The organism is Hyphomicrobium sp. D-2 (genome assembly GCF_029872155.1).
GTDB lineage: Bacteria > Pseudomonadota > Alphaproteobacteria > Rhizobiales > Hyphomicrobiaceae > Hyphomicrobium_A.
This window is the reverse complement of record NZ_JARXLA010000002.1, coordinates 811,597-825,128: the sequence shown is the minus strand read 5'-3', so window position 1 is coordinate 825,128 and position 13,532 is coordinate 811,597. Positions and strand designations below refer to the sequence as shown.

Sequence of the window (13,532 nt, the reverse complement as noted above, 5' to 3'; positions counted from 1 at the left end):
GCTAGTCATCCTCGTCTTCGCAGCCGACCAGTGACAGCGCGCGTGCTTTGCGGCCCATCAGACCAAGCTGATAGACAAGCGCATCGTCGCGTCCGTGTGTGACCCAGACATCTTCGGCGCCGGTTTCGGTAATGGTTCAGCAGCTCGGCCAGTCGCATGGTCGGAAATGACGAGCGGCAGCTCGACGCCGGTCTGGCGGATGCGTCCGCCTGATGCGCATCCAGCCCGATGCAAACGCTGTCACCGGATCGGGGAAGCGGCGTGACCATCGGTCGTCAACGGCTGATGGAGGACACAGCACCAGCGCGCCCGCAAAATCGTGGTTGTTGTCCAACGTCGCAGGGCGTAGATCGCCGAGGTCGACACCGTGCCGCCGATAGAGTTCGCACAGGCCGATCAAAGCGCCATGCAGATAAATCGGCGCATCGTACCCGGCGTCGCGCGCAAGCAGTCACGCGTTGCGTTTTACCCAATCCATAGGCGCCGACCAGATGCGCGCGCTCGGGCTGTCGCGCCAGTGAAGATAGTAGACGCCCAACTTCGGTGTGGGCCGGTTCGTGGTGAAACACCGGCAGCGCGAACGTCGCCTCGGTGACGAAAACATCGCATGGAATGAGTTCAAAGGCGGCGCATGTCGGATCGGCGGCGCGCTTGTAGTCGCCGGAAACCACTGCGCGCTGACCCTGCCATTCCAGCACCACCTGTGCCGAGCCAAGTATGTGCCCGGCGGGAACGAGGTGCACCGATACGCCGTTGACGGATTTATGTTCGCCATAGCGCAAGCTTTGAAACGAAGCAGCGCACGTCTCGCCCATGCGCAGCTTCATGATATCCACCGTTGCTTCGGTGGCTAAAACCGCGCCGTGGCCAGACCGCGCGTGATCGCTATGGCCGTGCGTAATCACCGCGCGGTCGACGGCGCGGGAGATCCGATAAAGAACTGGCGTGCTCGCAGTAGAGCCCGCGATCGGTCGGGTAGAGCCACTGCTCCACCGCTCCGGCGGCCATGCGCGTCTCCCATTAAGGCCGACTGAAATACCGGCCCTAATGTGGGGGCTGAAGCAGCTTTGCGCCACCCGTTGCGACGACCTGACGGAGCAGATGCCGCCGTCCTGGTCGCTGCAGCTCAGTTGATGAACGCCACGATCAGGCCAACGACGACAAGGATGGCGCCGGTGATTGCAACGACGAGACCGGCGACGCTGTGGCCCGAGGTGCCGGGCTCCAATGTCGCTGCTTCCGGTTTGAGTGGGTTGTAGAAAACATCGACGGGCGTGCCGCTGGCGAAGCGCGCAACGTCTGCATCGGCTTTTTCCTTGGCGCCGGCATAATTGCCAAATCGGATGCGGTTGCCCGCGAAGGCTTTGCCATCGACATCGTAACTGTAGGCAATACTGGCGATGTACTGCCTGCCGCCCTTGGTGCGATAGGAATCGACGACGGCAGAGGTGACGCGGCCCTGTGCGCTGGGCCATGTGAGCGAGGCTTTCCCCAATGCGCGGGTGCGTTGAACGAGCCAGCCGCCGATGACGGCGCCAGCGAGACCGAACCCAAACAGGCCAATGAGAAATACCCAACGGTCGGGATCTGCGGCCGGCGCGCCTTGCGTCGGGCACGACATGTAAGCGGGCGATCCGGCTTCCGCACCCCACAGGATCACAGCTTCGCGGTCGGCATTGTGCGCAATCCAAAGGGTCTTGTCGGCCGGGATATCGCCCGTCCCTGCCGTTATGGTGTAGCCGGCGGCTTCATAGTTGCGCTTCGTTTGCGCTTGTATCGCTTCGCTGGTCTCAGTGTTCGCGGGCCAGTGCAGAAACGCATAGTGCGTGCATATGCGGCCGCCCTGCGCTTCCGCCACTTGAGCCATCAACGCCTGCTTGGCAGTTGGGTTTTTGTCCGTCCACGTTTCAGCACCCGGAGCACTGGGCACGCCGGTGCGCCAGTCGCGATCAAACGGGCGATCGGCAGCGGTGGCGGAAGCAAGGAAGGCAATCGAAAATATCAGTTGCGCGATAATGCGCGCTGCAAAATTGGCGGCCATGTCCCCTCCAGGGCACTATTGCCGCCACGCCGGTTGAAAAGGTGACGCTGCTGGCGGCCCGAGCACTCCTGACGGAAAAATGCGCGGGCCGCCATGACAACTTTCGCCACCGAAATGCGGGAAATTTTGCGCCGGATGCCCGGTGCGGTTTCCTGTGCGAGCAAGGCTGCCGAGGGTTATGCCAGTGCGGTCAGGTGCTCGAATTCGGTGTCGCTCAGGCTGATGTCGACGGCCGCCACGTTCTGCTCAAGATGTTTCACCTTGCCGGTGCCGGGGATGGGCAACATCACCGGGCTGCGGCGCAGCAACCACGCCAGCGCGATCTGGCTGGGACTGGCGTTGTGGGCCTTGGCGATGGCATCGAGCGGCGAGCCGGGCCGTGCCAGTTCGCCGGGCGGCAAGGGGGAACCACGGAATGAAGCCGATGTTGTGGGCTTCGCAGTGGTTCAGAACATCGTCGCTCTGGCGGTTGGTAAGGTTGAACAGGTTCTGCACCGTGGCGACGGAAAAATATTTCTGCGCCGCTTCGATGTCGTCGATCTGGACTTCGCTCAAGCCCACATGGCGGATCAGGCCTTCGCGTTGCAATTCGCGAATGGCATCGAACTGTTCATCGCGCGGAACATCTGGGTCGACGCGGTGGAGTTGCCACAGATCGATCCGTTCAACGCCCAGTCGGCGCATGCTGACAAACACCTGCTGACGCAGATAATCGGGCCGTCCGCACGGGTTCCACACATTGGGTGCCGGGCGGATCAGGCCGCCCTTGGTTGCGATCACCAGCCCATTATAGGGATACAACGCCTCATGGATCATGCGCTCGCTGATCTCGGGGCCGTAGCTGTCGGCGGTATCGATCAGGTTGATGCCGAGTTCGGGCACGCGCTTCAAGGTGCGCAACGCTTCGGCGGGGTCATCGCTTTCGCCCCACACGCCGCTGCCGGTAATGCGCATGGCGCCGAAGCCGAGGCGATGCACTTCAAGGTCGCTGCCTATCTTGAAGGTTCCGGACTTGGCGGCGTTGGCTGTCGACATTGGCGAAGCTCCTGAGGCGTGCGCTGTTGGGCAGGGTGAGATGCACGCAAGTTAGGTATTGAAAGGACCGACGCAAGGGCAATGCGGGCTACATCGTTTGTCGATGCTTTCGGTGCGGCTATCGCGTCCCGCTTGAACATCGCGTTGCGGCACCCGACAATTTCCACAAAGGCACCTACGAGTTAGTACGAATTGCCGGGCAGGCGTTTTATCGCTGGCATAGATATTGGCCGTAAATCGCCTCCGACGGAGCATCCGGGAAGAGGGCCACGCCTTGCGTCTCAGCGGATGTCGTTCCGTGGTTTGCGTTTGGTGCCGGAGGAAAGTTTCATGGCCGATAAGTCGAGTTTTACCCCTGAGGAATGGAAAGCCATTCTCGCCAGTCCGATGCTTGCAGGCCTTGCAGTAACGCTCGCTGAGCCAAGTGGTCTTTGGGGCATGTTGAAAGAGAGCATGGCAAGCGCGAACGCCCTGATGACAGCGGGCAAGAATCCTTCCGCTTCGCCGCTGATGAAGGCCATTCTGGCCGACATGGAAACATCTGAGGGACGCACGATTGCGCGTGAAGAAATCAAGATCGATTTGAGCGGGAAGTCGCCGGCTGAGATCAAGCAGGAAGTGATCACCAAGCTCGGCAAGGTTGGTCAGATCCTGGATGCGAAGGCACCGCAGGATGCGCCCGCGTTCAAGAGCTGGCTGAAGTACGTGGCCGATCAGGTGGCTGAAGCTGCGTCGGAAGGTGGCGTAATGGGATTTGGCGGCACGCAGGTGACCGACAATGAAAAGGCAACCGTCGATGAGGTTGGCAAGGTTTTGAAGGTTGCGTGATCACGCTGTGGCCGTGTGACTGAACCGACCTTTGCGCGTCGACATGAACATTTCCGCGTCCCCAGATTTCATTCTGGAGGCGCGGAGCGCGATAGCCAGAGAAGGCCGCTGGCTCTACTTGGCTTCAGGGCATCCGATAGTGCATGGGCTCAGGCAGCGGAGGCTCCTGTTCAGTCTGGCTTGGCTCGCCGGTGGCAGGTGCCGTCGTCGCGGCGCTACCGGCGCTGCTCTCTGCATCCGCAGCGTCCCACTTGCGCGGCACCCACAGCAGTGCAGCGATCGCCGCGAGGCAGACAAGCACCAGACCGGCGATGCTGGCAACGTCAGCGCCCGAACCCACCAGACGCGTAAAAACAGAAGCAACGATACCGTATTTCAACACCGCGAGAGCGGCCGCGATGGCGCTGCCCATCTTGCCGATGGCTTCCAGATCTTTGTCCCGGCGCCGATAGAAGAAAAACACCATCAGCAGGGTCCAGATGCCGAACGCCAGACTGAGTATCGGCGTGATGAGACTGAAGGTGCCACGCCCCGTCAGGCCATACAGCGCGCCGACGGACTCAACGAACGCTTGCGACATGAACGGAAAGAATAGCACCGCCGCCGTGCCGATGATCACCGAGAACTCGATGCGTCTGGCGCTGGCGCGATAATTGGTTTCGATGCCGCGATAGCGCGCCACCAGCAGGATGGAGAGCGTCAGCAGCACGAGCAGAAAGAACACTTTCATCGGCAGCGTTGCGGCGTGGACCTGCGCTGTCAGCGAGCGGCGATCGTCCTGCGTATAGGTTTCGCTGACCGCAGCGCTGAGGCGCTGTTGCGCGATACAACACTCCGTGTCGCTCTGCAGATGCGGCGATGAAGTTAGGGCGGTGGAAGCAAAGCAGAAGCGCTTGCGCTCCGGCGCCGCTTCCGGCTCTAGAAATACGTCCCGATCGCATTTGCGGATGAAGTCGTTGAGGCCCCAGCGGGACTGGCTGACGGTGCGCAGGCCGTGCAGTGCGTTGAGCACGGGCAGACGTTCGCACACGCCATCCTCGGTGCAGGCTTCACCCTGATCGGCCTTGAGGACCGCGGGCGTGATTTCCCACATCGAACGCTTGGGGCTGGCGAGAAGGCTGGCGGCAATCGCGTACGACAGACCAGCGAGAACGAGGAAGCCAATGGCATATCTCAGGCGGCCGAAACGGACATACCGCCAGTAGAAGTCAGTGAGAGCAGCTGCTGGCACGAAGAAGGCAAACAACGCCACGATGCCGAGCGTCGGGAAGAACAGGAACAGATGGCTGTCCATCGACACCAGATCGAACCATCCGGTGTCCCAGAACTCATAGCCAAGGACGGCGGTGGTGGCCGTGAAGGACACGCTCAGGGCGAGAAATACAACGAATACGAATATACGCGGCCAAATACCAATATCGCGAGACTTCACCGCTGCCCCCAAGGCAAAAACTCTATTTATTGGCACCAGCGACTCCCTTGCTGGGAGCCGGCCGCTGGCGCTTAGCAAACATTTTTGACGCGCGTTGCCTTCGAGACAAGGCACGGTCGCAGGTGGATCCCCTCGCGCTACCCTAGCCCCCCGGCAAAAGTTGGGCGTTGGCCGCCGGGTTGGCTCCAGCCGACAAAGCCCATCGGCAACTCGAAAAACGCTGTCTGCCGCCAATTATGCGCCTGATCTTTCGGCGTGTCGGGACGGAGCAGGCGTAAAGTTAAGGTGGTGGCCATCCGGTCACTACGAGCGAAAAAATGCGGGTGGGGCTGGCTCACTGCAAAGAGGTGCGCAGCTAAGTGGCCCCCAGAACCCGTCATCGGTGACGGGCGCACAGCGGCTTGCCCTGCTTGCCACTCAAGATAGTGCGTCTCGGCAGGGCAGCATCGATAGGCGGGTCGGCGATATTCGCAATGGCCGCAAATCGCATCCGGACCGTTCGCAAACGCTCACAATTTCAGCGGTTTATGTAGTCATGGGCTTTGCCGATATTGCAAATGGGGGAGTTCGCTCCGTTTCCAGCCGCAATGGAAGCCGCCGTGAAGCAGCACCGGGTGCGCACCTACAGATCCGCCGACCGGCTTCCACGGGAGCAGCAACTCGCATGGAAAATTGCCGAGGTCGCGGCCGATCCCGTCGCCGTTGAGCCGCTGGTGGCCGAGATGATCGGCAACCGTCTGATAGACAGCGCTGGGGTGGCTGTTGCTGCACTGGGGCAAAGGGCCGTGGCTGCCGCGCGGGCGCAGGCACTGTGCCATGCCTCCACGCGGGGCGCGACGGTGTTCGGGCTTTCCGCTCAGCGGCCGGTGTCGCCGGAATGGGCCGCCTGGGCGAACGGCATCGCGATAGCGGAGCTGGATTTTCACGACACCTTTTTCGCCGCCGACTATGCGCATCCCGCTGACAATATTCCGCCTGTGCTTGCGGTGGCGCAGCACTGCGGGCTCGATGGCGCTGCACTGCTGCGGGGCGTTGCCGCCGCCTATCAGATCCATGTCGCGCTCACCAAGGGCATCTGCCTGCACCGGCACCGGATCGATCACGTAGCGCATCTGGCCCCCGCCGCCGCAGCGGGCATCGGCGCGGCGCTCAATTTGCCGGTCGAGGTGATCTATCAAGCGGTGCAGCAGGCGCTGCATGTTTCCACTGCGACGCGGCAGGCCCGCAAGGGTGAAATTTCGAGCTGGCGGGCCTATGCGCCCGCCCTGGCAGGCAAACAGGCGGTCGAAGCCGTTGATCGCGCCATGCGGGGGGAGCGCGCGCCATCGCCCGCTTGGGAAGGCGAGGATGGACTGATCGCGTGGATGCTGGAAGGTCCGGACGCAGCCTATCACGTGCCGCTGCCGGAGCCGGGCGAGCCAAAGCGCGCCATCCTTGAAACTTATGCCAAGGAACATTCTGCCGGTTATCAGGGTCAGGCCATGATCGACCTTGCGTTCCGGCTGCGGCGCCGGATACCGGATCTGGCGCAGATCGAACGGATCACAATTGAAACCAGTCAGCACACGCATGTGATTGCCGGTTCCGGCGCCAACGATCCGCAGAAATACGATCCCGACGCCAGCCGCGAAACTCTGGCCCATTCTGTGATGTACATCTTCGCCGTCGCGCTGGAGGATGGCACATGGCACTATGAACGGTCCTATGCGCCGGAGCGAGCTTGCCGCCCCACGACGGTTGAGCTGTGGCGCAAAATTGAAACCATCGAAGATGCGCACTGGACGCGCCGCTATCTCAGCAGCGATCCGACGGACAAAGCGTTCGGCGGACTGGTGGTGGTGAAACTCCGGGACGGTTCGTTCCTGAGCGATGAGCTTGCGATGCCCAATGCGCATCCACTGGGGGCATCACCATTTCATCGCAAACGCTACATCGAAAAGTTTCGCATGCTTTGCGATGGTCATGTGCGAGCGGCCGAGCAGCAGCGCTTTCTGGATCTTGCGCAGCAACTACCGACTTTGACCGGGCAGGGGATCAGCGGCTTGACGCTAGCGGCGGAGCCCGGCACGCTGGGAACGCACAGCCCGCGCGGCATTTTCGATTATGCTGATTGCGCCGAAGAAGCCGTCGTCGTGCACGCGTTTGCGCGTTGAGTTGACGTCGTTTTTGTAGGGCATCAACACGAAAGAGGGCGGGATTGCTCCCGCCCTTTTGCTTGCCGCGTCATGTTGCAGCTGAAGCGGTGCCCGTCAGTGCAACTTCGCGCGCGCCTGCTCCGCTGCCGCAACCATGTTGACGAGCGCAGGGCGCACCTCATCCCACTTGCGTGTCTTGAGGCCGCAATCGGGATTGACCCAGATTTGATCCGGCGACAGATGCTTGCGTGCCTTCTGCAGCAGATCGACCATCTCGGTCACGTCTGGAACGCGCGGTGAATGGATGTCGTAAACACCCGGGCCGATCTCGTTCGGGTAGCGATAGCCGACGAATGCATCTAGCAGTTCCATCTTCGAGCGCGATGTCTCGATCGAGATCACGTCCGCGTCCATGGCAGCGATCGCGGCGATGATATCGTTGAACTCCGAGTAGCACATGTGGGTGTGGATCTGCGTCGCATCATCCACGCCGGAGGCGGTAATCCGGAACGCATCCACGGCCCAGTCGAGGTAGTGCTGCCATTCGCTCCGGCGTAGCGGCAGGCCTTCACGCAGAGCAGCTTCGTCGATCTGGATCATCGCGGCGCCAGCCTTTTCAAGGTCGGTGACCTCATCACGAATGGCCAAAGCGATCTGGCGGCAGGTCTCGCTGCGCGGAATGTCATCACGCACGAACGACCAGTTGAGAATGGTCACCGGGCCGGTGAGCATGCCCTTCATCGGCTTCTTGGTCAGCGACTGGGCGTACTGCCACCATTCGACCGTCATCGGCTTGGGGCGGGTCACGTCTCCGAAAATGATCGGCGGACGGACATAGCGCGAACCATAGCTCTGCACCCAGCCGTTCTTGGTGAAGGTGAAGCCGTCAAGCTGCTCACCGAAATACTGCACCATGTCGTTGCGTTCGAACTCGCCATGCACCAGCACGTCGATGCCGATTTCTTCCTGCCAGCGCACGGCAGCTTCCGTTTCCTTGCGCAGGAACGCGGTATACTCCGCGTGTCCCAATGCACCCTTCGCGTTGGCGGCACGGGCCTTGCGAACTTCAGGCGTCTGCGGAAACGAGCCGATCGTGGTCGTGGGATATGCGACGAGTTGCAGCCGTTCACGCTGTGCCTTCTGACGCGCAGCAAATGGCGATTTGCGGCTTGCCATTTCCTTTGTGACGGCGGCCATGCGGGTGGCAACAGCCGGGTTGTGAATCTTCTGCGAAGATTTGCGCGATGCGGCGGCGCGCATGGATTCCGTCAGCTCTGCCTTGACGCTGTCGCGGCCTTCGTTCAGTGCGCGGCCAAGCGTTTTCAGTTCGCCCAGTTTCTGGGCGGCAAATGCCATCCAGTTCTTCAGCTCCGCGTCGAGCGTGGTTTCCAATTCAAGGTCGATCGGCACGTGCAGCATGGAACAGGACGGCGCAACGAAAATCTTGTCGGCGCCACGTTGAGCAACAACAGGTTCAAGTTTGTCCAGCAGCGCAGGCAGATCAGCGCGCCACACATTGCGGCCGTCGATGACGCCGAGCGACAGCGTCAGCGACTTCGGCGCCTTGGCGAGCACGGTTTCAAGCTGTTCGGGCGTGCGCGCCAGATCGAGGTGAATGCCGCCGACCGGCAGCGAGAGGGCGGCATCGAGATTGTCGCCATAGGCGCCGAAATAGCTGGTGAGCAGCAGCTTCAACTGCGGCACGGCTTCGGCGAACCGGCCATAGGCGGTCTGCAGCGCCAGCGCAACGCCATCGCCGAGATCGGTCGCGAGGCAGGGCTCGTCGATCTGCACCCATTCCGCGCCGGCCTCAGCGAGTTGACGCAGAACTTCAACGTAGACCGGAATGAGTGCGGACAGCAGCTTCAGCGTGTCGAAGCCTTCGGTCTTCGATTTTGCCAGCGTCAGGAACGTCACCGGACCAAGCAGAACCGGGCGCGTCTTGATGCCAAGCGCGTGCGCCTCCTTGAACTCATCGACCGGCTTGGTGGATGTGAGCGCGAAGGATTGATCGCTGGAAAGCTCCGGCACCATGTAATGATAGTTGGTGTCGAACCACTTGGTCATTTCCATCGCCGGAACGCCAAGGCCGTGCTGGTGTCCGCAGCTCAGATAAGGATGTTCAACGGTGCCGTATTCCTGGCTGCCGCGCGCCATCGCGAAATATGTATCAACCGATGTCTTGCTCTGCACCGGTCCATAGACGCTAGGGATCGCACCAACCATCGCGCACACATCGAGCACATGATCGTAAAGCGAGAAGTCGTTGCTTGGAATGTGATCTATGCCGGCGGCGCGCTGCCTGGTCCAGTTGGTGGCACGCAGCGCGGATGCACTTTCAAGCAATGTCTTTTCGTCCGACTTACCGGCCCAATAGCTTTCCAGCGCCTGCTTCAGCTCACGCCTGGGGCCGATGCGGGGAAAGCCAAGGTTCGTTACGGTTACAGACATAACATCTCCTTTCGCCGCTTTTCACAGCGGCGTGCGGTTGTCAAAATGAATGTTGAGTTCAGGTCAGGCCGGTTCCGGCGCCATGCGATTGACCGGGATGGGGCGTCCCTCGTCATCGACGGATACCATCTCGAACTTGCCGCGCATGGCGAGCTCGCGTTCGCCGCCCTTGATATGCTCGGCGATGACATCCACGCTTACGGTCATCGACGAGCGGCCGATGCGCTCGACGCGCGCACACAGCTCAACCAGTTGTCCAACGGCAACCGGCTTATAAAAGTCGACGTGGTCAGCCGCAGCCATAACCACGTTGGCACCTGCGCGGCGGGCGGCGGCAATAACGGCCGCTTTGCCCATCAGATTGAGAGCCGTCCCGCCGAACAGGGTGCCATAGTGGTTGGCCTGCGCCGGGAAGATGATCTCAGTAAACCGCGTCTCGTTGGGATCGGCGGCGTTCATATGATCAATCCTTCCGGTCGTCTTGCTCAGCCATCCGGATGATGGGGATCATCTGATCACCCCACTGTCCCGAGCCGTTGTGGATGCGCGAGCGTCGCATCAGTTCGACCGTGGCGCCGGCTTTCACCGCCGCCTCGATCTGCTCGTTCAGGCGATGCAACGTGTCGGCCACGCGGCGGATGAGGGTTTCGACTTCCTGGCGCTTGCCGGGACCGCCAAAAGGTTCGCTCATCGGTATGACTTCCGCTGTAGCCATCGGTTGCACTCCTGGTGCTGTGTCGTTCGGTTTGCTCATTCGGCAGCCGGTTTGAACTGGGCAGTCTCGGTCGACTCGGACATTGCCGTGGTCGATGAAGCGCCGCCCGTGATCGCAATCGATACGGCGTCGAAGTAGCCGGTACCGACTTCGCGCTGGTGGCGCGTTGCGGTGTAGCCCTTCGCTTCGCTTGCGAACTCAGCCTGCTGCAGCTCAGAATAGGCAGCCATGCCGCGATCGCGGTAGCCGCTGGCCAGTTCGAACATGCCGTAGTTGAGCTGGTGGAAGCCAGCCAGCGTGACGAACTGGAACTTGTAGCCCATGGCGCCGATTTCACGCTGGAAGCGGGCGATGGATGCTTCGTCGAGCTTGGACTTCCAGTTGAACGACGGCGAGCAGTTGTAGGCCAGCATCTTGCCCGGATACTTGGCATGCACGGCTTCAGCGAAGCGGCGTGCATCTTCCAGGTTCGGCGTCGACGTTTCCCACCACAGCAGGTCGGCGTACGGCGCATAGGCAAGGCCACGGGCGATGCAGGCGTCAACGCCATTGCGCAGCGTGTAGAAGCCTTCCGGCGTGCGCTCACCCGAAACGATGAACTCGCGATCGCGCTCGTCGATGTCCGACGTGATCAGCTTGGCGGATTCTGCATCGGTGCGGGCGACGATGAGTGTTGCAACACCCATGACGTCGGCAGCAAGACGAGCTGCAACAAGGTTGCGGATGTGTGCCTGCGTCGGGATGAGCACCTTGCCGCCGAGGTGGCCGCACTTCTTCTCCGAGGCAAGCTGGTCCTCGAAGTGAACGCCAGCGGCGCCAGCTTCGATGTAGGCCTTCATGATCTCGAACGAGTTGAGCGGTCCGCCGAAGCCAGCTTCAGCGTCGGCAACGATCGGTGCGAACCAGGTGTCGACGCTCTTCTTGCCTTCCGAGTGCTCGATCTGGTCGGCGCGCTGCAGCGTGCGGTTGATGCGGCGGGCGAGCTCGGGTCCGGCGTTGGCCGGATAGAGGCTCTGGTCGGGATACATAGCGGATGCGGTGTTTGCGTCAGCAGCGACCTGCCAGCCGGAAAGGTAAATGGCCTTCAGACCGGCGCGCACCATCTGCATCGCCTGGTTGCCAGTAACGGCGCCGAGCGCATGGACATATGGCTCCGAGTGGAGCAGCTGCCACAGACGCTCGGCGCCGTGCTCGGCGATCGAGTGGCGGACGGGTAGGGAGCCACGCAACCGCTGCACATCAGCGACGGAATATGGACGCTCAATGCCGTCAAATCGCCCCTTCGGAGCGTGGGGTACTAGGTCATTGAAGTCGGCACTTGCCATCGTCGCGATCCCTCTTGTCAAAATCTGATATTCGCATTATGCGCAACTAACAAATGTACGAAACGCCTGAAATTGTGGATGTTTGTAAAGCTTCGACTGGGTGTTTGCGAAGTTTGCAAATCGGGAGCCAAGCCATTGAAGAAGGCATTCATCGGGGTCCATTTGCGTCGCCTGCGGGAAGAACGCGGCCTCACGCAGCTTGCGCTTTCGAAGGCGCTGGAACTGTCGCCGAGCTACGTCAATCAGCTGGAGAAAAACCAGCGTCCGCTGACCGTTCCGATCTTGCTGAAAATCAACGCGGTGTTCGGCGTCGATGTACAGATGTTCTCCGAGGACGAGGAAGCCCGTCTCATCGCTGACCTGCGTGACGTGCTGACCGAGCCGCCGATCGATGAGAAAATCGCCATCACCGAGATCCGCGAGATTGCCGCCAACATGCCGGCAGTCGGACGTGCCATTGTCAGCCTGCATCGGCGCTACCGAGCTTCGATCGAGCGTTCAGATGCACTGGCGCAGCGCTTTGGTTTGACGGCTGAGGAAGGCGGCGCGCCGGTGCAACTCATGCCGTATGAGCAGGTGCGCGACTTTTTCTATTCACGCCACAACTACATTCATGAGCTGGATTCAGCGGCTGAAAAACTGTTCATGCGCGCGGGGCTGCAGGTGGGCGATGTTGCAACCGGCCTGAAAGAATATCTGCGCAAGAAGCACAGCGTGCGGGTGTTCGTTGAGACGAGCGCGGATATTCCAACGACGCAGCGCCGTTATGATCGCAATGCGGGCACGTTGCAGTTGTCGTCGGCACTCAATCCGGGGCAACAGGCGTTCGAGATGGCAACGCTGCTGGCCTATCTGGAACACAGTGACGAGCTTGACGATCTGGCAAATGAAGCTGCAGCCGGCAGCGATGAAACCTATCGTCTGGCGCGCATCGGCTTGGCGCATCATTTCGCCGGTGCATTGCTGATGCCGTACAAGCCGTTTCTGGATGCGGCCGAGCGCATGCGCTACGACATCGAGCGTCTGGAGCAGCGCTTCGGTGTTGGCTTCGAAACCGTCTGCCATCGCTTGAGCACGTTGCAGCGCCCCGATGCCCGCGGCGTGCCGTTTTTCTTCGTGCGAGTCGATCGCGCCGGCAACATCTCCAAGCGCCAGTCGGCGACCGACTTCCACTTCTCGCGCGTCGGCGGCACATGCCCGCTGTGGAACGTATACGAGGCGTTTTCGGTGCCTGGACGCATCGTGACGCAGCTTGCCCGCATGCCGGATGGACGGACCTATCTCTGGATCGCACGCACGGTGTCGCGCGCAATCGGCGGCTTCGGAACCCCGGCGAAAACGTTTGCAATCGGGCTCGGCTGCGACCTCAGCCACGCGCATCGGCTTGTGTACGCCAAGGGCCTCGATCTCAAGACGCCAGACGCCGCGGTGCCGATTGGTGTTGGCTGCAAGGTGTGCGAGCGGCCCAATTGCGCGCAGCGTGCGTTTCCGCCCATCGGTCGACGCACGGTGGTCGATGAAGCCGAGCGGCGCTTCAATCCTTATCCAGTCGAATAAAGCGGTGAATGGT

The 13,532-nt window shown here is 61.2% G+C and carries 9 protein-coding genes and 2 pseudogenes; 3 read left to right on the top strand and 8 right to left on the bottom strand.

Annotated features, from left to right (window positions below):
* Position 1: 1 nt before the first annotated feature.
* From QEZ49_RS05600 to QEZ49_RS05590, 3 genes and pseudogenes are all read right to left on the bottom strand, one after another.
* Positions 2 to 968: pseudogene (locus QEZ49_RS05600) on the bottom strand (ligase-associated DNA damage response exonuclease).
* Positions 969 to 1,126: 158 nt separating this feature from the next.
* Positions 1,127 to 2,041, bottom strand: a complete 915-nt coding sequence (locus tag QEZ49_RS05595; RefSeq protein WP_280384938.1) for a DUF3592 domain-containing protein — start codon at positions 2,039 to 2,041, stop codon at positions 1,127 to 1,129.
* A gap of 176 nt (positions 2,042 to 2,217) precedes the next feature.
* Positions 2,218 to 3,076: pseudogene (locus QEZ49_RS05590) on the bottom strand (aldo/keto reductase).
* Positions 3,077 to 3,406: 330 nt separating this feature from the next.
* Here QEZ49_RS05590 and QEZ49_RS05585 point away from each other — a divergent pair.
* Complete coding sequence (locus QEZ49_RS05585) at positions 3,407 to 3,904, top strand: hypothetical protein (RefSeq protein WP_280384936.1); 498 nt, start codon at positions 3,407 to 3,409, stop codon at positions 3,902 to 3,904.
* Between the two features lie 124 nt (positions 3,905 to 4,028).
* Here the strand turns inward: QEZ49_RS05585 and QEZ49_RS05580 are convergent, their stop codons facing one another.
* Complete coding sequence (locus QEZ49_RS05580) at positions 4,029 to 5,336, bottom strand: hypothetical protein (RefSeq protein ID WP_280384934.1); 1,308 nt, start codon at positions 5,334 to 5,336, stop codon at positions 4,029 to 4,031.
* A gap of 599 nt (positions 5,337 to 5,935) precedes the next feature.
* Between QEZ49_RS05580 and QEZ49_RS05575 the strand changes: the two genes are divergently transcribed.
* Positions 5,936 to 7,489 (top strand): MmgE/PrpD family protein, encoded by a 1,554-nt coding sequence (locus QEZ49_RS05575; protein ID WP_280384933.1) that lies wholly within the window; start codon positions 5,936 to 5,938, stop codon positions 7,487 to 7,489.
* Between the two features lie 96 nt (positions 7,490 to 7,585).
* Here QEZ49_RS05575 and metE read toward each other — a convergent pair whose 3' ends face one another.
* From metE to aceA, 4 genes are all read right to left on the bottom strand, one after another.
* The gene (gene metE, locus QEZ49_RS05570; protein WP_280384931.1) at positions 7,586 to 9,922 is read right to left on the bottom strand and encodes a 5-methyltetrahydropteroyltriglutamate--homocysteine S-methyltransferase; all 2,337 of its coding nucleotides are present in this window, start codon (positions 9,920 to 9,922) and stop codon (positions 7,586 to 7,588) included.
* Between the two features lie 63 nt (positions 9,923 to 9,985).
* Positions 9,986 to 10,381, bottom strand: coding sequence for a hotdog domain-containing protein (locus tag QEZ49_RS05565; RefSeq protein WP_280384930.1), 396 nt, complete (start codon positions 10,379 to 10,381; stop codon positions 9,986 to 9,988).
* Positions 10,382 to 10,385: 4 nt separating this feature from the next.
* Complete coding sequence (locus QEZ49_RS05560; RefSeq protein ID WP_068464481.1) at positions 10,386 to 10,613, bottom strand: hypothetical protein; 228 nt, start codon at positions 10,611 to 10,613, stop codon at positions 10,386 to 10,388.
* A 59-nt stretch (positions 10,614 to 10,672) separates the two neighbouring features.
* Complete coding sequence (gene aceA, locus QEZ49_RS05555) at positions 10,673 to 11,962, bottom strand: isocitrate lyase (RefSeq protein WP_280384928.1); 1,290 nt, start codon at positions 11,960 to 11,962, stop codon at positions 10,673 to 10,675.
* A gap of 135 nt (positions 11,963 to 12,097) precedes the next feature.
* Here aceA and QEZ49_RS05550 point away from each other — a divergent pair, with 135 nt between their 5' ends.
* On the top strand, positions 12,098 to 13,519 hold the full coding sequence (locus QEZ49_RS05550) for a short-chain fatty acyl-CoA regulator family protein (protein ID WP_280384926.1): 1,422 nt from the start codon (positions 12,098 to 12,100) through the stop codon (positions 13,517 to 13,519).
* The last annotated feature ends 13 nt before the right edge of the window (positions 13,520 to 13,532 follow it).